Below are 23,285 nucleotides of genomic sequence, written 5' to 3' on the forward strand. Positions count from 1 at the left end.
TCTAACAAACTATTAATAAATAGTTAATTTTATACAATGACATTTTGGGATATCATAAGTATAATTTCTTCTATAATTGGAATCATAACCTTTTTCGGGATTGATTTTCATCATCTACCCTTTTTAAAAAATTCATATTTAAATTCGGTACCTATAACAACTAATTGATTTACAGGTTACTAAAATATAAAATTTTTTTAAATAAATCAGTTAAACTTCGAATTCAGGATTAAGATAAAATATCTTTAAGCATTGAAACTAAATTTAACTTCTACAGAACCATAACGTAAGTACGGAAACTAACCTCTAACCATCTTATGATCAAAGGCCACTAATCCCAAGTTAAATAAATTTATAAACTAAACTAGCTAATTTAGACCCAAGAAAGCCCATCTTCTCATTTGAAAAGACGGGCTTTTTTATAGTTCCGAAGAAACTAGAAACCTTATTTTTTAAGAGCTTCTGGTGTTTCTTCTTCCTCTTCTTCTTTTTTCTCAGTAAGATCAATTCCTCTTTTCTTAACCGTATCGTAGAATACTGGTGTTGCGATGAACAGCGATGAGTAGGTACCTACTACAACCCCAACCATCAAGGCGAAAATTAATCCACGGATAGATTCTGCACCTATAAGGAATATCGATAACAATACAATTAGCGTAGTAACCGAGGTGTTTAACGTACGACTTAACGTACTGTTTAATGCACTGTTAATAATACGGTTCATCTTCCAACTGTTATGCTCATTAAAGAATTCCCGGATACGGTCAAACACAACCACGGTATCATTCAGCGAGTACCCGATTACTGTCAAGATCGCGGCAATGAACGATTGGTCAATCTCCATATTAAACGGCATAAATTTATAGGTAAGTGAGAAGATACCCAACACGATCAATACATCGTGGAATACTGCCGCAACAGCACCTAAACTGAATTGCCATTTTCTAAATCGTAGTAATATGTATAAAAACACGACAATCAACGATCCCAATACGGCCCAGAATGAGTCCCTTTTAATATCATCGGCAATCGTTGGACTTACTTTGTAGTATTCCATTCTACCAACTTCTTTTCCTTCGTCGTCAGCTTTAAACGTTTCGTAAGTCATCCCAGAAGGTAAGTTTGGTTGCAAGCCTTCAAATAACATTTGTTCAATTTCTTGATCCACTTCCGCATTGGCTTCATCTACCTTATACTTCGTAGTGATTTTAAGTTGATTATCACTACCATAGGTTTTTGCTTCAGCACTTCCAAAAACTTCGATTAAATCGTTTTCGATGTTTTTGGCATCCACTGTTTTATCAAAACGCACAGTATAAGTACGTCCTCCCACAAAGTCAACACCTTGGTTTAACCCGTTAGTGAATAACGATATCAAACTGATTGTAACTAAAATACCTGAAATGATAAAAGCCACTTTACGTTTTCCTAAGAAGTTAATATTTACATTCTTAAATAGGTTTTTAGTAGCCCCTGTAGAACACGTTAGCGGTTTTCCGTTTTTAGCATACATATCAACAAACAATCGAGTAATGAAGATTGCCGTAAACAAGGAAGTAAGAATACCTATTAATAAGGTAGTCGCAAAGCCTTGTATAGGCCCTGTACCAAATACCAATAATATTAAACCGGTTAACCCAGTTGTAATATTGGCATCGAGAATAGATGACAATGCATTGTTAAAACCATCTTTAATGGCATCGCGTTGTGCTTTTCCTTTTGCGAGTTCTTCCCTAATTCGCTCAAATATAAGTACGTTCGCATCTACCGAAATACCAATAGTCAATACAATACCAGCAATACCAGGCAACGTTAACACGGCTCCAAGTCCTGCTAAAATTCCGAAAATAAACAAGATGTTCACGACCAAAGCAATATCCGCAAAAGCACCGGCTTTACCATAGTAAAAGATCATCCAAATTAATACAAAAGCCAAGGCAAGTACAAATGATAGAATCCCGCTACTAATAGCTTCCTGCCCTAGTGTAGGTCCTACTACTTCCGATTGGATAATATCAGCAGATGCTGGTAGTTTACCTGCACGTAATACGTTTGCTAAATCCTGTCCTTCCGTAATGGAAAAGTCTCCTGTAATCTGGCTACTTCCACCTGCAATAGGCCCTGTAGTAACGCCTGGGGCAGAATACACAATGTTATCAAGCACAATAGCTATCTGACTTTGGTTTTTATATGCTTCGCCGGTTAATTCTTCCCAAGCTCGGGCTCCTTTTCCGTTCATTTGCATAGAAACGGCTACTTGCCCTCTTTGGTCGTAGGTTTGACTTGCATCGGTCACCACACCACCAGCAATCGGTGGTTCATTGTTTCGGTTTCCTTTAATTGCATATAATGAGGTTACTTCCCCTAAATCTTCTACTTGACTCTCTGTTGGAAGTCCCCAAACAAATTTTGCATAACGGTATTCATTAGGTAATAAAGATTTTACTTGCGGCATACGCAAATAGCTATTAATTGCTGCAGTATCTTTTACTTCAAACGTAGCCAATATTGGGCTTCCCTGAAATCCAGGAGAAACCATTTTATCTAATATCGGGTTTTCTTCAGCTGTTTCTTCTACATCTTCTCCACCCAATAATTTACTAATATCATCCTCATCGGTAGCCGTTGTATCTTGAGCTACTTCTGTAGAATCGTTTTCTGTGGAAGCTTCTGCCTGCTCTGAAGCATTTGAAGAATCTCCCGTCTGGGCAGTTTCTTCTTTCTCTGAAACATCACTTCCTTTTAATGCTTTTACTTTTTCATTGGCTTGAGATAAAAAGCCTGCCATATCATCAAACTTGTAAACATCCCAGAACTCTAACTGTGCTGTACTCTGTAGTAGTTTAGTAACACGCTCTACATCTTTAGCCCCTGGTAATTCTACCAAAATACGTCCAGAGTTTCCTAAACGCTGTAAATTAGGTTGCGTCACCCCAAACTTATCAATACGTTTACGTATAACCTCGAATGCTGAAAGGATAGCCTCATCAATCTTTTGCTCCAATACCGACTTTACTTCATCATTGGTCATGGATGCGTTAATATCATCCTCTAAATTTTTATTAAAGAAAATACTAGTAGAAGCTAAAGAATTATCGCCCGGAATGGCTTCAAACGCTTGATAAAAAGACTCTAAATACGTATCCTGACTACTTTTTTGAAGTTCATCAGCGTTATTGAGTGCCTGGTTAAAAGCAGGATCTTTAGAGTTGTTTGCCAACCCACTTAAGATATCTTTAACCGATACTTGAAGAATTACATTAATCCCTCCTTTTAAATCAAGCCCCTTATTAAGCTCTTTGTCTTTTGCTGTATTGTAGTCAATACCAATTATCACAGGATCGCTACCAATTGAATCTAAATAACGAGATTCTGCTGCTTCGCGTTCATCGTGTTGGTTTTCCTGCGTGTATTGGCTTTTCGCAAACGCCTCTGCATCGCCTTCCACCTTGTTTGCAACAAATGTAAATGACAATTGGTATAAACTTACCAAGCCAAATAGTATTGCAAATACTGTAATGAGTCCTTTATTTTGCATTCTTGTACGTGTTTATATAAATTTTAAAACGTGCAAATATAGGTTTTCAATTAAGAAATGCCAATTATTTTCTTTCTAAAAACTTTAACAAATTAATTGAATACAAATCAATATTTTATATGATTGAGTATACAACATATATGATTTTCTTTTTCTAAAAAAAAAGAACCTGTAAATAAAACATCATACTGCCCAATACCTTCTTTTAATTTTCACCAATATTATTCTGAATTCTATTTATAAATGGATGAAGAATATATCAAAAAATCAAACAAGCCCAACATCATACAACCCAGCCACTTATCAAGTTTTATTTAAAAATTTGTTAACTTTTTATTGTTGACAAATTTTTATTATTCTGATAATCAAATTATTAACATTTTTTTCTTGACAACTTTTTATTTTTAAATAGCGTGAAGTGTCATCTATTTTTCTATATTTACACTTTCAAAATTGATTTCTCAACTACAAAAATTAACACATTATATGCAAGTAAAAGCTCCTGCCTCCGCCCCCAAAACCTACACACAAGAAGAAGCCTTTTCTGCTTCATTAAAATACTTTAAAGGAGACGATCTAGCAGCTCGCGTTTGGGTAAACAAATATGCCCTAAAAGATTCTGATGGTAACATCTACGAAAAAACACCTAACGATATGCATCGTCGTATCGCAAAAGAAATTGCTCGCGTTGAGAAGCAATATCCAAACTCGATGACTGAAGACGAGGTGTTCGATCTAATTAAAGGCTTTAAGTATATTGTACCACAAGGAAGTCCCATGGCCGGTATAGGTAACAAATACCAAGTAGGGTCACTTTCTAACTGTTTTGTTATAGGAAACGACGGAAATTCTGATTCCTATGGAGGCATTATGAAAATTGACCAAGAGCAGGTACAGCTTATGAAACGTCGTGGCGGTGTTGGGCATGACCTTTCGCACATCCGACCAAAGGGATCGCCGGTAAAAAATTCTGCTTTAACCTCAACAGGCATTGTTCCTTTTATGGAACGATACTCCAACTCTACTCGCGAAGTTGCACAAGATGGTCGCCGTGGAGCATTAATGCTTTCTGTTTCCATTAACCACCCAGATGCAGAAGACTTCATCGACGCTAAAATGGAACAGGGTAAAGTAACAGGTGCCAATGTTTCGGTGCGTATGGACGATACGTTTATGAAAGCTGTAAAAAACGAAGGTAACTACACTCAAAAATATCCTATCTTCAGCGAGAACCCAAAGTATTCAAAAGATATTGAAGCTAATAAGCTTTGGAAAAAAATTGTACACAACGCTTGGAAATCTGCCGAGCCGGGCATTTTATTCTGGGACACTATCATTAATGAATCGGTGCCAGATTGCTATGCCGACTTAGGTTACAAAACCGTATCGACTAACCCATGTGGAGAGATTCCTTTATGCCCGTATGACTCTTGTCGTTTATTGGCTATCAACTTATTTTCATATGTTGAAAAACCATTTACTGAAAAAGCGAAGTTCAATTTTAAACTATTTAAAAAACACATAGCCGCTGCCCAACGCATTATGGACGATATTATCGACCTAGAGTTGGAAAAAGTAGATGCTATTTTGGCTAAAATCGATGCTGACCCTGAAGGTGCTGAAGTAAAGGCTGTAGAACGAAACCTATGGTTGAATATTAAAAGAAAAGCTGAAGAAGGGCGTCGTACCGGAATTGGCATTACTGCCGAAGGTGATATGCTAGCAGCTTTGGGCATAAAATACGGAAGTGAAAAAGGCGTTGATTTTTCTGTAGAAATTCATAAAACTATTGCTCTTGAAGCATATCGTGCCTCAGTTTATGCTGCTAAAGAACGTGGAGCTTTCGGGATTTTTGATTCAGAAAGAGAAAAAGAAAACCCGTTTATTCTTCGCTTAAAAGAAGCCGATGAAAAACTGTATTACGATATGCTGGAATACGGCCGTCGGAACATTGCACTCTTAACTATTGCTCCAACCGGAACAACTAGTTTAATGACGCAAACTACTTCTGGAATTGAACCAGTATTTTTACCGGTGTATAAACGAAGAAGAAAAGTAAACCCGAACGATAAAGATGCGCGCGTCGATTTTATAGATGAAGTAGGCGACTCTTGGGAGGAATACGTTGTTTTCCACCACCGCTTTAAAGAATGGATGAAAATCAATGGTCACGATACCGATACAAATTACAGCCAAGAAGAATTGAATGAATTAGTGGAGCAATCACCGTATCATCAAGCCACTTCTAACGATGTGGATTGGTTGAGTAAAGTACGTATGCAAGGCGCCGTTCAAAAATGGGTAGACCATAGTATTAGTGTAACCATCAACCTTCCTAATGATGTAGATGAAGAATTGGTGGGTAAATTATATTTAGAAGCTTGGCAAGCTGGCTGTAAAGGAGTTACCGTTTATAGAGATGGGTCTCGTTCTGGTGTATTGATTTCAAATGAAGAGAAAAAAGAGGAAAATCAAGAATCTTTAATTTCTTTCCCCACCAAACGACCTGAAGTTTTAGAAGCCGATGTAGTACGTTTTCAGAACAACAAAGAAAAGTGGATTGCTTTTATTGGCTTGATTGACGATAAACCTTACGAAATCTTTACTGGATTGGCAGATGAAGATGGGATCTTGCTTCCCCGTTGGGCAACAAAAGGATTGATTATAAAAAACCGAAACGAAGACGGAACCTCTCGATATGATTTTCAATATCAAAACAAAAGAGGATACAAAACTACGATTGAAGGGTTATCACATAAGTTTGACCCAGAATATTGGAATTATGCAAAATTAATTTCCAGTACACTTCGTCATGGTATGCCTATTGAAAAAGCGGTAGAGTTAATTAACAGTTTACAATTGGACAGCGAATCAATAAATACATGGAAAAATGGAGTTGCAAGAGCATTAAAACGCTATGTTGAAGACGGAACATTAGCAAGAAAGCAAAAATGTGACAACTGTAATTCTTCTCAGTTAATTTATCAAGAAGGCTGTTTAACATGTAAAGATTGCGGTTCGTCTAAATGCGGATAATTCATTAAAAAATAAATCGTATCTTATTATCATTAAAGCCCCGATATTAAATCGGGGCTTTTTTAATTATCTTTAAAACGTCTAATCATTTTTTAGAATGAAACCTGCATCCTCCATTTTAATAAAACAAGTTCAATCAAAATCTGTACTTGAACTTCAAAAGATTGCCAAAGAAACGTTTTTCGAGACGTATGCTTCGGAAAATACCAAGGAAGATATGGATGCTTATTTAGCTAAAAACTTCAACACCGAACACCTACAAAGAAGTATAATAAACCCAGATTCGTTTTATTATTTTGCGATGAATCACCAAGAGGTTATTGGCTATTTAAAGGTAAATCAAGGTAGTGCTCAAACAGACAATAAACTTCCTGATGCGCTGGAAATAGAACGCATCTACATCCTATCAAAGTTTCAAAGAAAAGGAGTAGGAAAGCTTTTACTGAAGAAAGCCGTAGAAAAAGCACAGTCATTCAATATAAAAACACTTTGGTTAAGTGTCTGGGATAAAAACCAAAAAGCTATCTATTTTTATAAAAATCAAGGGTTTAAAGCGTTTGACAATCAGTTTTATTGGGTTGGCACCGACAAACAGACCGATGTGTTAATGAAACTGGAATTAGATTTCTGATTAAAATTTCAGAAAAAGATAAAAAAAACCGCCTCAATTGAGACGGTTTTTTTATTCTTGAATGGTTTACAATTCTAGTAAACCATTAGTTTTACTAACGCCTTCAGCGCTTTCTTTTAAATGGTCCTTTTCAGCATCGGTCAATTCTATATCAACAATTTTTTCGATACCGTCACGGCCTAATACTACTGGCACACCGATACAAAGATTGTTTAAACCGTATTCTCCTTCTAACAAGGTAGAACAAGGGAATATTTTTTTCTGGTCGCAAGCGATGGCCTGTACCAATCCGCTTACGGCAGCTCCAGGAGCATACCAAGCCGAAGTACCCAATAATTTAGTAAGGGTTGCGCCTCCAACTTTGGTATCTTCTTTTACTTGGTTTAATCTATCTTCAGAAATAAATTCGGTTACTGGCACACTGTTTCTTGTCGCTAAACGTGTTAAAGGCACCATACCTTTATCACTGTGACCGCCAATCACCATACCGTCAACATCACTAATAGGAGCACCTAATGCTTCAGCTAAACGGTACTTAAAACGAGCGCTATCTAAAGCACCACCCATACCAATAATTCGGTTTTTTGGAAGGTCGGTTGTTTTGTGCACCAAATACGTCATCGTATCCATTGGGTTACTTACCACAATGATAATGGTATTTGGAGAATGCTTTACTAGATTAGAAGAAACATCTTTTACAATTCCAGCATTGATACCAATTAACTCTTCACGAGTCATTCCTGGTTTTCTAGGAATACCACTTGTAATCACACAAATATCACTATCTGCTGTTTTACTGTAATCTCCTGTTGTACCCACTACACGTGTATCGAATGCATTTAAGGAAGCTGTTTGCATTAAATCCATTGCTTTTCCTTCGGCGTAGCCCTCTTTAATGTCTAAAAGAACTACTTCACTTGCAAAATTTTTAATGGCAATATATTCGGCACAACTTGCGCCTACTGCACCTGCTCCTACTACTGTAACTTTCATTATATGTTGTTTTTGAATGAATGATTTATTTGAAACGAGAATTGAATAATTCTTGTTGCGCAAAAATACAATTATCTCATTTAAAATATGATAAGAAAGGGTTAAATATAAGGGAACAAGGATTCTATTGCTCGCATTAGATGAAACTGCAACAATAAATTAATTCAAATGAAAGCCATAAAAACCAAGAACCACAACGGTATTTTTGTCGTGGTTCTTGGTTCTATTTATCTTGTTTCTTTTTAGTCATTTAAACTGAAAAAGAGAAAACGCTTTAGAAAAACATGAGCGTATTAAATTCCGAAGTGTACCCCAGCTGTAACTGTATTAAATTCTGAAAAATTATAATCGGCGTGCAAGCCGAAAAAACCTAATTTTAATTTAGCGCCTATAGTTCCTTTAACCCCTGAAACTTTTGTCCGTACCGAAAAAGGATCTGTAAACTCACTAGTGTCTTCTACTAAAGGAATACCATCGGCTACTCTGTAGGTCCCAAGGACATCAAAATCTGATGTTCCGGTAACGTAACCAACACCTCCATACACATTAAAAACCGGTAGTTTAGTTGATGCCTGCAATTGAAACAACCAACTGTTTTGCTTGACATCAAATTGCTGGTTTTCACCAGTTACAATACTATCATCTGTAAAATCGTAATTTCCACTAAGGTTATTATAGCTTACCAATCCTGAAATAGCAACCGGAAAGACAGATTCTGCAGGCAGCCATTGTGTGAATTCATGCTGTAACCCCACGCCAAAAAGACCTGTTTTTACATCTTCACGTTCTATCTTTGGAAAGTAGCGCACTTTTAATTCCGTGGCTTTAAAAACCCCAAACCGAGCTTGTAAAAAAGCAGTGGGTAAAAAATCTAAGTTAGCAGAAGCCAATCCCTGCGGAAGTGAAAACTCAACTTCTTCTGTGAATGTTCCTGTCTCATCTTGAACTTCGGCATACACTATTATATCTGGATTATTTTCACCAAAAGCCGTAGCAACTTGTTTTACCGTACTTGCATCCCTAAAATAAAGGTTGTTATAATCGGCTGTGTTTAATGTAAAACTTTTGTTCTCATCTTTTACAAACGAAACATTTCCAACTACAGAAATTTCAAATCGCAGTGGTTTTTTTACTTCAGCTGATTGTATCCAACCATTTGCAGTATTATAAATCATCCCCTCGGCAGCTGGAGTAATATATTCTGTTGCAAATCGCTGTGCATCTTCAATTCCGGCAGCTAATAAATCTTCTAAATTTTCCTGAGAAAGGGTTGGCAAACTCACCAACAAGCCAATCAAAACTACAACATGCTTCATAACTTTTATGTTTAAATATCTTCAAGTTTATCGTTTACTTGGAAGCACAACAATTTCTACTCTTCGGTTTTGTTCTCTTCCTTCTTCGGTTGTATTGTCCGACACAGGATTGCTTTCTCCATAGGCTTTGGTAGTTATAGAATCAGCAATAATCCCATTCTTCACCAAAAAACCTTTCACTTCTTGTGCTCTTTTTTCTGAAAGAATCTTATTGGTTTCAGCTGAACCTACGTTGTCCGTATGCCCTTCTACAACAACGGTATATTCGCTTATTTCTTTTATTTTATCGACCACTTTACTTAATTCTTCCGTCTTTTTTAAAACAGCATTACCCGTATCAAACAAAAAAGCACTGTTTAATTTAAAGTTAAATGCAGAACCAATGGCACCAATAGCATCAATATCTGCTCCTGGCCATTTACCACTCTTTTTTTTCTTTATGTCCACGATTTTTACATATCTAAAAATTGCTGACGGTTCCACAAATTCCGATATATCTATTTCTGAAAAGCCTCCACCTGTGCGGCCAATAGAAATCCAATTTTCACCTTCTTTGGAAATATACACGTCCACAGGCTCAATTAGTGGACCAATTTCAAAAATATAAAGGTCGGGCCCCTCAATATCAGCCAACGTATTATCATTGAATTTCACAATCAACTCCCCTCCATATCCTAAAGTGGTATATTTTTTTTCGTAATTACCTTTATAATCTGGAACCTGAAGCGTTTTTTCTGGCCCGTACCCCTCTATAGGTGCTGGATCTCCAACTTTAAAGGAAACTAGTTCATCGGCAAATGAAATATCACCAAGCGGAAAATATACTTCACCGCCTTTTCCATCTGGATAGGTTTTCCCAGTTTGAGAGTATGTTTGTTGGACAACAAATAAAACCAACAAAAAGATGTATAGTTTTTTCATAATAGAAGTTATTTACCTTAAATGTAACAAATTTATTTTACAGTAACAGGCTCAACAAGAATTGCATAGCTATCTAAAACGCATAAAAAAAGCCCATAACAAGAGTTATGGGCTCATAAGATGGAAGTGGGTTACTTATACGTCAATATTCGCATATTTCGCGTTTTTCTCTATAAATTCCCGTCTTGGCGGTACTTCATCACCCATAAGCATAGAGAAAATACGGTCTGCTTCGGTACCATTATCAATGGTTACCTGCCTTAAAATTCTAAACTCAGGATTCATAGTCGTATCCCATAATTGTTCGGCGTTCATTTCACCTAGACCCTTATATCGTTGGATACTGGCTCCACCACCAAAGCTGGCGTTGATTTCAGCACGGGCTTCTTCAGACCAAGCATATTCGCTTTTCTTTCCTTTTTTCAATAAATACAAAGGAGGAGTTGCAATGTACACGTGTCCCGCTTCAATTAAATCTTTCATATATCGGAAGAAGAACGTTAAAATCAACGTTGCAATGTGACTACCATCTACATCGGCATCACACATAATTACAATTTTATGATAGCGAAGTTTTGAAAGGTTTAGTGCTTTACTGTCTTCTTCAGTTCCTATGGTTACTCCTAATGCGGTAAAGATGTTCCTAATTTCTTCGTTTTCAAAAACCTTGTGCTGCATGGCTTTTTCCACATTCAAAATTTTACCCCGCAATGGTAAAATAGCTTGAAAATTACGGTCTCGCCCTTGTTTTGCTGTTCCCCCTGCAGAGTCACCCTCTACTAGAAATACTTCACACTTTTCAGGATCTTGTTCTGAACAATCAGATAGTTTACCAGGTAAACCAGCGCCACCCATTACGGTTTTACGTTGCACCATTTCACGAGCCTTACGGGCTGCGTGGCGAGCATTTGCTGCAAGAATCACTTTTTGAACAATGGTTTTGGCATCGTTCGGATTTTCTTCTAAGTAATTTTCAAGCATTTCGGAAACAGCTTGGCTTACAGCCGAAGATACTTCACGGTTTCCTAATTTGGTTTTGGTTTGTCCTTCAAATTGAGGCTCCGCTACTTTTACCGAAACAATAGCTGTTAGTCCTTCACGAAAATCATCACCCAAAATTTCAAACTTCAGTTTGTCTAGCATTCCAGAAGCATCGGCGTACTTTTTTAAAGTAGTTGTTAATCCACGACGGAAACCAGTTAAATGTGTTCCCCCTTCGTGAGTATTGATATTATTTACGTATGAATGTAGATTTTCGTTAAAAGAAGTGTTATAAATCATCGCTACTTCTACAGGGATATCATTTTTCTCCCCTTCCATAGAAATAACATCATTAATAATTGGTTCGCGTGTTTCATCTAAGAAACGGATAAACTCCTTTAAACCTTCTTCACTGTGGAAGGTTTCTGTAATAAAATCACCGTCATCATCTGTTTCACGTTTATCAGTGATGCTAATGGTAAGCCCTTTATTAAGAAAAGCTAATTCACGCATTCTACTCGCTAAAGTATCGTAGTTAAAATGACGCGTTTGTTTGAATATTTCAGAATCAGGTTTAAAAGTTACAACCGTACCCCTCTTATCTGTTTCGCCAGTGGATTTTACAGGGTACATGGTTTTACCACGCTCGTATTCTTGTTCCCATATTTTACCGTCACGATAAACCGTAGCTTTTAGGTTTTCAGACAAGGCATTTACAACCGAAACACCAACCCCATGCAAACCACCAGAAACTTTATAAGAATCTTTATCAAACTTACCCCCGGCACCAATTTTGGTCATAACCACCTCAAGAGCAGAAACCCCTTCTTTTTTGTGCATATCTACCGGAATACCCCTACCGTTATCATTTACGGTCACCGAGTTGTCTTCATTAATCCAAACGTCTATGGTATCGCAATAGCCTCCCATCGCTTCATCAATGGAATTATCTACCACTTCATACACCAAATGATGCAATCCGCGTACGCCTACATCACCAATATACATTGATGGTCGCATGCGCACATGTTCCATTCCTTCTAATGCCTGAATACTATCGGCACCATATACTTTAATGTCTTTTTCGTCCTTCATAAATTTAGGTTGTTTTTCTTTCTGATACGTAACGAACAAATATAACGAAACCCATTATAAAATAAAGGCATTCCATTGATTAACCTCCGGAAGTTATTAACAGATTAATGTGAAAAAAAGACAGTAATTAAACCTTATCGGTTTATTACAGTCAAATTTGACAGAGAGTCCTATTCTTTTATGATTTTAAAAAAAAGATGAAGACAAATTAAACATATAACTTTTAGAAAACTTTATAACAATTTCGTTTTTCAGAAGTTATCTTTAAACAAAAAACAACTATGAAGTCATTTCTTACTATACTATTTTTTGTAGCTATCACTGCTTTTAGCACCGATACTGTGCAGTCACAAACTTTCCCTAAGATGGATACAAGCCCTATGGATTTAGCAATGGCCCGTCCTGATAGAAACACACCTCCTATCGCCCGTGTTATTTACAGCCGACCACAAAAAAATGGGCGCGAAATTTTTGGGGAATTAGTTCCTTATGGAAAAGTATGGCGTACTGGAGCAAATGAAGCTACTGAATTGACTATATACGAACCTTTAAAGGTTAATGAAACAGTATTGCAGCCTGGAACGTATACGTTATATACCATTCCTGAAGAAGACATGTGGACCGTAATCATTAATAAAAACGCTAATGTTTGGGGTACTGTTTACAAAAAGGAAAACGACATTGTTAGACTAGAAACTCCAGCACGAAACGCCGCTGCTCCTGCAGAATCGCTTTCTATGGTTTTTAGACCTGAAAACAACGGTGCAACCCTAATGATTGGATGGGACAAAACGTATGTAGAGGTACCTTTTGAAAAAGTAAAGTAAGGGAATTACATTTTACGGAATATTTAGGTACTTATGGGTCTGTAAAGATACTTTCCATTTGGGGTTTTGCATGACATAGTCAACAATTTGTGACATCATTTTATCCCGTTTACTCCATTCGGGTTGTAAGTATAGAATACAGTTATTGTTTACTTTCTCGGCTTGCTCTTCAGCAAACTTAAAGTCATTTTTGTTGTAGATAATCACTTTTAGTTCGTGTGCCTTTTCGTATATTTCCGGAGTTGGCAGTTTTATTTTTTTTGGTGAAAGGCAAATCCAATCCCAAATTCCTGTAAGCTTATATGCCCCAGAAGTTTCAATATGAACTTGCATGCCTTTATCCTTTAATTTCTTAGTTAAAGGCCCCATATCCCAAGTAAGCGGTTCACCACCTGTAATTACAATTGTTTTACTGTATTTATCTGCGTTGTCAACTATTTGATTAATTTCAGTAGGCGGATGTATATCGGCATTCCAGCTTTCTTTAACATCGCACCAATGGCACCCTACGTCGCAACCCCCTATTCGTATAAAGTAAGCAGCTGTACCTTTATGAAAACCCTCTCCTTGTATGGTGTAAAATTCTTCCATGAGCGGAAGCATTTCCCCTTTATTAACCAATTCTTGTGTCTCTTTCTGCATAGATGGCAAAATTACAATTTATAGTTGGCAGTTTAAGTGAAGTACAGGATGTTTTTATAATTATACAAAAAAGCAATTAATCGGTATTTTTAACTTTTAAACGAAAAACGTTAACCTCATTTTTCAAAATGAACCATCTGCTTTAGGTTTGCGTATATATAAAATAAAGTTTCAACTAACCAAATTTTATTACTTATGTTTACTACAATCAAATTTTACATTTCTGTTTTCTTACTATTTTTTATTACCACTGTCAACAGCCAAGTAGCCATTGGCACGACAACGCCCGATGATGGTTCTGCCTTGGAAATTGAAAGCACTAATGGAGCTTTGGTGCCACCACGTATGTCAGAATCTGATATGAATGCTATCCCTACTCCTTTGGACGGAGCCGTTGTTTTTAATACCGACAAACAAAAATTGGTTATTCGCTCTAATGGAAATTGGATCCCCTTATCTACAGGAAGTGCTAAGAGCATTGTACTTAATAAGGATTATGGTACAACCAATAATGGTGTGATTAATTCGAATGGTAATACTTATCAAGATTTTCCATTAAGTGCTGGGGATATTCTTGAGGACGACAATACTATTTTTGAATTTTTAACAAAAGGAAGCATTAAGGTAAATGTAAGTGGAGTTTATTTTATGTCTGCCGCCTTGTCTATTAGAAATCTTCCCGCAACAAGCACAAAATACGTTTTAGCCGTTGAAAGAAATGGAGATCTTATCGGCTATTTAACAAGAGGAAATGTAGAACTCCCCAATTCTGACTTTTGGGGTGCAAGTGGCTCCTTGATGTATTCGTTAGAAGCCGATGATGAATTAAAATTCAGATACGTAATTAATAATGGAAACATTACAACTTTCAATGCACGATTCATGAATATTGGCATTAACAAAATAAACTAATTAAATAACCCTTTTTGTAAGCCGAAATTTTAAATCCCTTAAAATTTCCAAAGCACCTGTACAATTGCTATTTTTATCGAAAATTTAAATGATGGCAGACAAAAAGGCTTTTTTTGACCATATTGAAAAAGGATACACCACCAAAGGTGAATCCATTACATTAGGTGCTGCTATGCTGGGAGGCGAAACCCTCACCAATGCGTTGGTTAAAATCCCACTAAAGACCATGAACCGTCACGGCCTTATTGCCGGTGCCACAGGAACTGGGAAAACGAAATCATTACAAGTTTTAGCGGAAAACCTTTCAGAAAAAGGAGTTCCAGTTTTGTTAATGGACATGAAAGGTGATCTTAGCGGAATCGCCGAACCAAGTCCTGGTCATGCCAAGATTGACGAACGCCATGAAAAGATTGGCATTCCCTTTACCGCAAAGAAATTTCCGGTTGAAATTATGACGCTTTCGGAACAAAACGGTGTTCGCCTTCGAGCCACTGTAAGTGAGTTTGGCCCTGTGCTGTTATCGCGTATTTTGGACGTAAGTGAAACCCAAGCGGGAATTATTTCAGTAATATTTAAATACTGTGATGACAATAAGCTTCCCCTCTTAGATTTAAAAGATTTCAAAAAAATATTACAATACGCTACAAACGAAGGAAAAGAAGAGTTTTCTGAAGAATATGGCCGTATTTCCTCTGCTTCAACAGGTGCTATTTTACGTCGTATCGTAGCATTAGAACAACAAGGTGGTGACTTATTTTTTGGCGAAAAATCATTTGATACCGATGATTTACTGCGAATAGATAAAAATGGAATGGGCTATATTAATATTGTACGCCTTACCGATATTCAAGATCGCCCCAAGCTCTTTTCAACCTTTATGTTGAGTTTGCTAGCCGAAATATACACCACATTCCCTGAACAAGGTGATAGCGGCAGACCAGAATTAGTAATCTTTATAGATGAAGCACATTTACTATTTAAAGAGGCGAGTGATGCTTTGTTGGACCAAATTGAAAGTATTGTAAAGCTGATTCGCTCAAAAGGGGTAGGACTGTATTTTGTAACTCAAAATCCAACCGATGTTCCCGATGCTGTTTTAAGTCAATTAGGCTTAAAAGTACAACACGCATTGCGAGCCTTTACAGCAAAAGACCGAAAAGCCATTAAATTGACTGCTGAAAACTATCCTATTTCAGAATATTATAAAACTGACGAAGTATTGACCAAGTTGGGAATTGGAGAAGCTTTGGTTTCTGCCTTAAATGAAAAAGGAATCCCAACCCCTTTGGCTGCTACCATGATGCGTGCTCCAATGAGTCGAATGGATATTCTGGAAGACCAAGAGTTAAAAGAATTATTAGGAGAGTCAAAACTCATTAAAAAGTATAACGAAACCGTAGATCGTGAAAGCGCCTACGAATTATTAAACGATAAAATTGACATCGCTGAAAAAGAAGATGCTAAAGAAAAGGCAGAAAAAGAAAAGGCTAAAGTAAAACGCTCCAGCAGTCGTTCTTCTTCGCGAAGCAGCCGGCAAAACCCCATTGTTAAAGTATTGAGCAGTCCAACTGTAATACGGAGCGTATTGGGTATATTGGGAAAATTATTAAAATAAAAACAGACACTAAAAATTATATATGAAACAGACACTTTTATTAGGCGCATTAACCACCATTCTATTTATTTCTTGTAATACGGAAAAGGACCCTTTTGTTATTGGCGAAGGGAGCATTGGCAACTTAGATAAGACCATCCAAATGAAACAGGTGGATTCTATTTTTGCTGAAGACTCCATTGTAAAGCTTAACCCGATAAAGAACGCTTTAGGCACACAAGGCGAAGTAGAAATTTATGACAAAGAAGGAAATAAACTGCTATTGCTTTCTCCAGAAGATGAAAACGACCCCAATGCAACCGTAACCAATGTTCAGGTGTTTGATACACGTTACAAAACTGAAAAAGGATTAACAAGTGGCAGTACTTTTAAAGATGTAAAGGCCAATTATACAATTTCAAATATTGAAAGCACGATTAACTCAGTTGTCGTTTTTTTAAAGGATAGTGAAATATACTTAACCATTGAAAAAAGTGAACTTCCAGAAAATTTGCGATACAATCCCAATGCAAAAATTGAAGCCAGCCAAATACCAGATGGTGCCAAATTTAAATATTTTATGATTGGATGGGAGCCTAACAAGACTGCCGAAAAAGAATAAATTTTTCCAAAACCTTCTCAATATTTTGTTAAGCCCCGCCATAAAGCGGGGTTTTTCTATTAATTTTAATAATCAACCAACACAACTAATTATGATAAAGATTTTAGGATTTATTTTAACTATCGGCGGGGCTATTGCATTAGTACTTGGCGTATTGAGTGTATTTGGAAGTTTAAATGTGGGACTTAGTCCTTGGGCACTTATTATTCTAGGTATTGTTTTCTTCTTTGCTGGAATTGGTCTATTGAAGAAAAGAAATGATACCGATGAAACCTAAAAATTTAATTAATTCAATTAAAAAATACAATTATGCCAAACCCAAGAATAAAAAACGAAGATCAGTACGAAGCTCTTCGAGACAAAGGGTACAGTAAAGAAAAAGCAGCTCGTATTGCCAATACACCTAATTCAGGCCAAAAAGGAGGCAAAGCACAACCCTACGAAGAATGGACAAAAGATGAATTGTACGATCAGGCAAAAAATGTAGGTATCGACGGTCGTTCTAAAATGAATAAAAACCAATTAATAAATGCATTACGAAATAACTAATGAGCATACAACCCTTTCATTTAGCAATTCCCGTACACAACCTTAATGAATGTCGAATTTTCTACCGCGATGTGTTAGGCTTTACTGAAGGCCGAAGCAGTGAACATTGGGTAGACTTTGACTTTTTTGGGCATCAATTGGTCATTCATTATAAAGAAAAGACTAAAACAGATTCATCATCAAACCCCGTAGACGGTAAAGATGTTCCTGTTCCTCATTTCGGTGTAGTTTTAGACATGAAAACCTTTAAAGCTTTTTCTTCGCTGTTAAAAAGTAAAAATATTACCTTTATCATTGAGCCGTATATTCGGTTTAAAGGAAAAGCCGGGGAGCAAGCCACGATGTTTTTTAAAGACCCATCTGGCAATGCCCTCGAATTTAAAGCCTTTAAAGATATGAACCAACTTTTCTCCACCTAACTGAATGAAATCAATCTCTCCACAAATAATTAGACAAGTATTTGTCTTATTACTTATTTTACTAATGGGTAGCCTTATTTTTAAGGAAATGGCACCCTACCTTTCTGGTGTTTTAGGCGCTGTTACTATTTATGTTTTGTTGCGCGGCTGGATGAAAAAACTGGTCCAAAAAAAAGGTTGGAATTCCAATCTTGCAGCAGGTTTATTAATGTTACTTTCCTTTATTGGAATTTTACTACCGGTTTCGGGCATTGTTTTAATGTTGGGAAATAAAATAGGTAATGCAGTTCAAAATTCTGAAGAGGTTATTAGAGCCTTTAAAGAACAGTTAGGTGAATGGGAAACCCGACTTGGTTATGACCTTACTTCCCAAATAGATGCTTCTGCCATTTCATCTTGGATTTCAACCCAACTACAAAGTTTTGCTGGTGGTACGTTCAACATGTTTATTGCAATTGGACTGATGTATTTTATGTTGTATTACATGCTTACCAACCGGAAAGAGTTGAAAGAGTCTTTATTTGATTACATACCAATTGGAGACAAAAACTTAAAAACCATAGGAGACGAGGCCAATGCTATGGTTCGCGCTAATGCTATTGGCATTCCCTTAGTAGCACTTGCACAAGGTATTGTAGCCCTTATTGGATTTTTAATATTTGGTGTTGAAGATCCTTTATTTTGGTTTGTAATTACAACAATTGGCTCCATGATCCCATTTATAGGAACCCTAATTGGTATTCTTCCTGTGTTTATTCTATCATTGTCGACAGGAGATACCTTTCAAGCTTGGGGCATTTTATTATACGGTTTTATCATTGTTGGCTCTACCGATAATATTTTCAGAATGTATGCCCTTAAAAAACTAGATAACGTACACCCATTAATAACCTTTATAGGTGTCGTTGTAGGCGTTCCATTATTTGGTTTTATTGGATTGATTTTTGGCCCCCTGCTTATTAGCTTGTTTTTAATTATACTCCGTATTTATCGAAAAGAATACGCTAAAACACACGATGAGAAACTATAGCCATGTTCCGCAAGTTTTCAACAACTAACTATCCACCAACAAGTAAACCTGTATTGGTCTGGGATGGCGAATGTGGTTTCTGCAAGTATTGGGTAACACGTTGGAAGAGTATGACCAATGATAAAATTGACTATATAACCTATCAAGAAATAGCTTCGCAGTTTCAAGATATTCCTATAAAAGAATTTAAAAAAGCGTCTCGCCTTATCGAAACAGACGGAAAGGTTTACAGTGGGCCAAATTCGGCTTATCGAAGTTATACTTACACAAACAAAAGTCTTCCGTGGCATAAATGGTATACCAATTACAATTGGTTTACACAGCTAAGTGACCACGGCTACAATTTTATAGCAAAACACCGATCATTCTTTTTTAACCTGACTAAACTGTTCTTCGGAAGCAATCCTAAACAGTTAAAATGGTATTGGCTACTCTACCTACTATTACTTTTGGCAGTTTTTTATAAACTCTTTGGCTTTTTATAACAATTCTTTAAAACTATTTTATTTTTGAAATTGTATCTTTCAGAAAACAAAAATAACCGACAATGCTATTTGGTAAAAAGAAAGATAAAGTACACTTCAACCCCGGAAATAGAGATGATGGGAGCCACGAGCAAGAAATTGATAAGGATTATGTTGAGGAAGAAGTTAATAAAATTGAAGAAGACGATGTAGAAGTTGTCTTGAACAACGAAGAGAATATTGATAAGAAGTTCAGCGGAAACAACACCCTGTCAAAATATGTAGAGCTGGGCAGAATTATGATTAGCATGCTGAAAGACGTAAAAAACGGAAATTACAAAAACATCCCTTGGTTTACCATTGCCACTATTGTAATGGCACTACTATATGTGTTAAATCCAATGGATATCGTTCCCGACTTTATACCGGGCCTAGGCTATATTGATGATGTTGCCGTATTAACGATGGGCGTGGGCTGGATAGAAAGTGATTTGCATCGCTACCTAGATTGGCGTATGGAAAATGATATGGGAATTTAAATCCCTTCTACCTGTAGTATATTTCTTTAACAGGAATAAATGAATCATAGCAAGAAATGAGCTGTGATTTCACGTAAATTGTTGCCTGCTTATTAAAGTTTGTTTTCAACCAAGTCTTTGGCCAAACTTGCTTTTTTTAATTTTTTGTTTTTGAATAAATATTCAACATCGTATTTATTGTCTATCATTAGCTGGATATAATAGTAGTTTATGTGTTCTAAAATCGCAAACACATTTGCGAAAATCCCCCAATAAAACATGTCATTAGATTCAAAATTCCAATTTTGAAAGTAGAGTTGAATCAATAAAACAGGAAGCATACAAGAAATCAACAACCAGTTAACCCATTTTGACTTTTTGAAAAATCGAATAGTAGCATCTTGGTTTATGTGTTTTTCTGTAAGTCTTTCCAATTTTAACTTCCAATAAAGTTGACCTTGATATAGAATAATTATACATACAATTAATCCATAAGACAAAAGAATTAAATTTTCAACTGGATTCGTAAACAATAGATATAGTAGCAATGTAGGAAAAGTGACATACGTATGAAATTTCTCAATTGGATAATACCATTTCAATCGTTTTATCAATCTCGCTTTACTCATATCTAAGTTGCTCTAATTGCAGGTAACAAGTAGCTATTTTTTGAATTATTTTAGAAGAACTACTTTCTTTCTCTACGCTGTTCTCTAGCAAGCAACGTGTTTTTTAATAGCATAGCAATAGTCATAGGACCAACACCTCCTGGAACCGGTGTAATATAAGATGCCTTTTTACTAGCATTCTCAAAATCTACATCACCTTTAAGCACGTAGCCTTTTTTAGCAGTTTCATCTGGAACGCGGGTAATACCTACATCGATTACCACGGCATCATCTTTAATCATTTCTGCTTTTAGAAAATCTGGAATGCCTACTGCAATAATAACAATATCTGCTTGTGAGATAATTTGAGTAATGTTTTTAGTGTACTCATGAGTTAGTGTTACTGTGGAGTTCCCAGGAAAACCACTTCTCCCCATTAAAATACTCATGGGTCTCCCAACAATGTGGCTTCTGCCAACAACAACGGTATGTTTTCCTTTAGTAGGGATGTCGTACCGCTCTAATAATTCTAATATACCGAAAGGAGTTGCCGGGATGAATGAAGTCATATCCAGCGACATTTTTCCGAAATTAGTCGGGTGAAATCCATCTACGTCTTTATCTGGATTTACCGCCAACAGCACTTTTTGTGTATCAATTTGCGGTGGTAAGGGTAACTGAACAATAAACCCATCGATAGAATCTTCTTTATTCAATTTTTCAATTTTGTCCATTAACTCCACTTCGCTAGTGGTGCTAGACATTCTAACTAGGGTAGATTCAAAACCTACTTTTTCACAAGCTTTTACTTTGGTGTTTACGTAGGTCATACTAGCACCGTCGTTCCCAACAATAATAGCGGCTAAATGAGGCACTTTCTCATTTTTAGCTTTCATTTCGTCTACTTCGGCTTTTATTTCAGCCTTAATATCATTCGATATTTTTTTACCGTCTAGAATTGTCATTATTGTTAGGTTAAAGACCTCTCGACTGCGCTTGAGGTGACATTATTATTTAAGAGTCTATTCATTTCTAACTGAAAACTGCTCCTGCCTACTGGGTACTAAAACTACCGCATATTATTCATCATCTGCATCATTTTTTTACCGCCGCCGCCTTGCATCATTTTCATCATTTTACTCATTTGATTAAATTGCTTCATCAACTGATTTACTTCTTGCACCGACGTTCCGCTACCTTTAGCAATACGCTTTTTACGGCTTCCATTTATTACTGATGGTGTACTTCTTTCTTCAGGTGTCATTGAATGAATGATAGCTTCAATTCCGTTAAAAGCATCATCATCTATATCTACTCCTTTTAGGGCTTTTCCGGCTCCAGGTATCATTCCTACTAGATCCTTCATACTACCCATTTTCTTTACTTGCTGTATTTGCTTAATAAAATCATCAAAACCAAATTGATTTTTTGCAATTTTCTTTTGAAGTTTACGAGACTCATCCTCATCAAACTGTTCTTGTGCTCGCTCCACAAGCGACACCACATCTCCCATACCTAAAATACGGTCAGCCATACGTGCTGGGTGAAACACATCGATCGCATCCATCTTCTCACCAGTACCGATAAATTTAATCGGCTTATTCACTACGCTTTTAATCGATATTGCGGCACCACCACGTGTATCACCATCTAACTTGGTTAATACAACTCCATCAAAATTAAGGCGTTCGTTAAAGGTTTTTGCCGTGTTTACAGCATCTTGCCCCGTCATAGCATCTACTACAAACAAGGTTTCATTGGGTTGAATAGCCTTATGGATGTCGGCTATTTCGGTCATCATCGCTTCGTCGATCGCTAAACGACCAGCGGTATCTATAATAACAGCGTTGTTCCCATTTTGTTTAGCGTGTGCAATAGCGTTTTGAGCAATTTGCACTGGGTTTTTATTTCCTTCTTCGCTATAAACTTCAACCTTTATCTGCTCTCCTACTACGTGCAACTGATTGATGGCCGCAGGGCGGTACACATCACAAGCTACTAATAAAGGTTTTTTGGTCTTTTTTGTTTTTAAGTAATTAGCTAATTTTCCCGAGAACGTGGTTTTACCACTACCCTGTAAACCGGACATTAAAATAACACTTGGCGAACCGCTTAAATCGATCCCTGCTGTGTCGCCGCCCATTAATTTGGTCAGTTCATCTTTTACCAGCTTCACCATTAACTGTCCCGGCTGTAGGGAGGTCAATACATTCTGCCCAAGGGCTTTTTCTTTAACAGTATTAGTAAATTCTTTGGCAGTTTTAAAGTTAACATCGGCATCGAGCAAGGCGCGGCGTACTTCTTTAAGGGTTTCGGCTACGTTTACTTCTGTAATTTGGCCGTGTCCCTTTAGGACGTGCATCGCTTTATCTAACTTATCACTTAAATTATCGAACATATTCTTTACGCTTTAGTTTACAGACACTCTTAGGTGTATAGGGTTGCAAAGATAACATTCTGAAAGGTAGTTTCAAAGTGATTTTTGAAATACGAAATACAAAATATGAAGTACAATCTATGAGGAATGAATTAAATAGGTGATTGAGTGAATTTATAGGAGCGCCGGCAATTACAAATTTGTATCGAAAG

21 protein-coding genes are annotated in these 23,285 nt (G+C 36.7%); 12 read left to right on the forward strand and 9 right to left on the reverse strand.

Translation table 11 applies throughout. The features are described 5' to 3' along the window. Positions 1–445 precede the first annotated feature (445 nt). Positions 446–3,538: a protein translocase subunit SecDF gene (secDF, locus tag DZ858_RS00485; protein ID WP_117157620.1), complete on the reverse strand. Its 3,093-nt coding sequence runs from the start codon at positions 3,536–3,538 to the stop codon at positions 446–448. Positions 3,539–4,024: 486 nt separating this feature from the next. Here secDF and DZ858_RS00490 point away from each other — a divergent pair, with 486 nt between their 5' ends. Together DZ858_RS00490 and DZ858_RS00495 are read left to right on the forward strand one after the other, a co-directional pair. Further along, positions 4,025–6,574 (forward strand): adenosylcobalamin-dependent ribonucleoside-diphosphate reductase, encoded by a 2,550-nt coding sequence (locus DZ858_RS00490; RefSeq protein WP_117159474.1) that lies wholly within the window; start codon positions 4,025–4,027, stop codon positions 6,572–6,574. 97 nt (positions 6,575–6,671) lie between these two features. Beyond that, positions 6,672–7,205, forward strand: coding sequence for a GNAT family N-acetyltransferase (locus DZ858_RS00495; protein ID WP_117157621.1), 534 nt, complete (start codon positions 6,672–6,674; stop codon positions 7,203–7,205). A gap of 66 nt (positions 7,206–7,271) precedes the next feature. Here the strand turns inward: DZ858_RS00495 and mdh are convergent, their stop codons facing one another. The 4 genes from mdh to gyrB all read right to left on the reverse strand — a co-directional run bounded on the left by mdh (position 7,272) and on the right by gyrB (position 12,511). Further along, entirely contained in the window at positions 7,272–8,198 is a 927-nt protein-coding gene (gene mdh, locus DZ858_RS00500; protein WP_117157622.1) for a malate dehydrogenase, read from the reverse strand. 293 nt (positions 8,199–8,491) lie between these two features. After that, positions 8,492–9,514, reverse strand: a complete 1,023-nt coding sequence (locus DZ858_RS00505) for a DUF6588 family protein (protein WP_117157623.1) — start codon at positions 9,512–9,514, stop codon at positions 8,492–8,494. Between the two features lie 27 nt (positions 9,515–9,541). Then, a complete protein-coding gene (locus DZ858_RS00510) occupies positions 9,542–10,435 on the reverse strand; it encodes an OmpA family protein (protein WP_117157624.1) in 894 nt (297 codons plus the stop codon). Between the two features lie 135 nt (positions 10,436–10,570). Beyond that, complete coding sequence (gyrB, locus tag DZ858_RS00515; RefSeq protein WP_117159475.1) at positions 10,571–12,511, reverse strand: DNA topoisomerase (ATP-hydrolyzing) subunit B; 1,941 nt, start codon at positions 12,509–12,511, stop codon at positions 10,571–10,573. Positions 12,512–12,792: 281 nt separating this feature from the next. Here gyrB and DZ858_RS00520 point away from each other — a divergent pair, with 281 nt between their 5' ends. Continuing rightward, positions 12,793–13,338: a DUF2911 domain-containing protein gene (locus DZ858_RS00520; protein ID WP_117157625.1), complete on the forward strand. Its 546-nt coding sequence runs from the start codon at positions 12,793–12,795 to the stop codon at positions 13,336–13,338. A gap of 12 nt (positions 13,339–13,350) precedes the next feature. On the opposite strand, the gene DZ858_RS00525 is transcribed toward DZ858_RS00520, so the two are convergent. After that, positions 13,351–13,980, reverse strand: coding sequence for a 7-carboxy-7-deazaguanine synthase QueE (locus DZ858_RS00525; protein WP_117157626.1), 630 nt, complete (start codon positions 13,978–13,980; stop codon positions 13,351–13,353). 195 nt (positions 13,981–14,175) lie between these two features. Between DZ858_RS00525 and DZ858_RS00530 the strand changes: the two genes are divergently transcribed. The 9 genes from DZ858_RS00530 (at position 14,176) to DZ858_RS00570 (ending at position 20,109) form a co-directional block, all read left to right on the forward strand. Continuing rightward, on the forward strand, positions 14,176–14,892 hold the full coding sequence (locus tag DZ858_RS00530) for a hypothetical protein (protein ID WP_117157627.1): 717 nt from the start codon (positions 14,176–14,178) through the stop codon (positions 14,890–14,892). 91 nt (positions 14,893–14,983) lie between these two features. Next, positions 14,984–16,507, forward strand: coding sequence for a helicase HerA-like domain-containing protein (locus tag DZ858_RS00535; protein ID WP_117159476.1), 1,524 nt, complete (start codon positions 14,984–14,986; stop codon positions 16,505–16,507). 22 nt (positions 16,508–16,529) lie between these two features. After that, a complete protein-coding gene (locus DZ858_RS00540; protein WP_117157628.1) occupies positions 16,530–17,108 on the forward strand; it encodes a hypothetical protein in 579 nt (192 codons plus the stop codon). 91 nt (positions 17,109–17,199) lie between these two features. Beyond that, positions 17,200–17,385 (forward strand): hypothetical protein, encoded by a 186-nt coding sequence (locus DZ858_RS00545; protein ID WP_117157629.1) that lies wholly within the window; start codon positions 17,200–17,202, stop codon positions 17,383–17,385. A gap of 32 nt (positions 17,386–17,417) precedes the next feature. Then, entirely contained in the window at positions 17,418–17,657 is a 240-nt protein-coding gene (locus tag DZ858_RS00550) for a Rho termination factor N-terminal domain-containing protein (protein WP_117157630.1), read from the forward strand. Next, the gene (locus DZ858_RS00555; protein WP_117157631.1) at positions 17,657–18,076 is read left to right on the forward strand and encodes a VOC family protein; all 420 of its coding nucleotides are present in this window, start codon (positions 17,657–17,659) and stop codon (positions 18,074–18,076) included. Before DZ858_RS00550 ends, DZ858_RS00555 begins: the two co-directional genes overlap by 1 nt. Positions 18,077–18,080: 4 nt before the next feature. Further along, on the forward strand, positions 18,081–19,106 hold the full coding sequence (locus tag DZ858_RS00560) for an AI-2E family transporter (RefSeq protein WP_117157632.1): 1,026 nt from the start codon (positions 18,081–18,083) through the stop codon (positions 19,104–19,106). 2 nt (positions 19,107–19,108) lie between these two features. Next, positions 19,109–19,591, forward strand: coding sequence for a thiol-disulfide oxidoreductase DCC family protein (locus DZ858_RS00565; protein WP_117157633.1), 483 nt, complete (start codon positions 19,109–19,111; stop codon positions 19,589–19,591). A gap of 62 nt (positions 19,592–19,653) precedes the next feature. Next, positions 19,654–20,109, forward strand: a complete 456-nt coding sequence (locus DZ858_RS00570) for a YkvA family protein (protein ID WP_117157634.1) — start codon at positions 19,654–19,656, stop codon at positions 20,107–20,109. Between the two features lie 92 nt (positions 20,110–20,201). On the opposite strand, the gene DZ858_RS00575 is transcribed toward DZ858_RS00570, so the two are convergent. The 3 genes from DZ858_RS00575 to ffh form a co-directional block, all read right to left on the reverse strand. Beyond that, a complete protein-coding gene (locus tag DZ858_RS00575; RefSeq protein ID WP_147309551.1) occupies positions 20,202–20,717 on the reverse strand; it encodes a hypothetical protein in 516 nt (171 codons plus the stop codon). 59 nt (positions 20,718–20,776) lie between these two features. Next, positions 20,777–21,661, reverse strand: coding sequence for a bifunctional 5,10-methylenetetrahydrofolate dehydrogenase/5,10-methenyltetrahydrofolate cyclohydrolase (locus DZ858_RS00580; protein ID WP_117157636.1), 885 nt, complete (start codon positions 21,659–21,661; stop codon positions 20,777–20,779). A gap of 104 nt (positions 21,662–21,765) precedes the next feature. After that, a complete protein-coding gene (gene ffh, locus DZ858_RS00585; protein WP_117157637.1) occupies positions 21,766–23,094 on the reverse strand; it encodes a signal recognition particle protein in 1,329 nt (442 codons plus the stop codon). Positions 23,095–23,285 lie beyond the last annotated feature (191 nt).

Source organism: Marixanthomonas ophiurae, from assembly GCF_003413745.1.
Taxonomy (GTDB): Bacteria; Bacteroidota; Bacteroidia; order Flavobacteriales; family Flavobacteriaceae; genus Marixanthomonas; species Marixanthomonas ophiurae.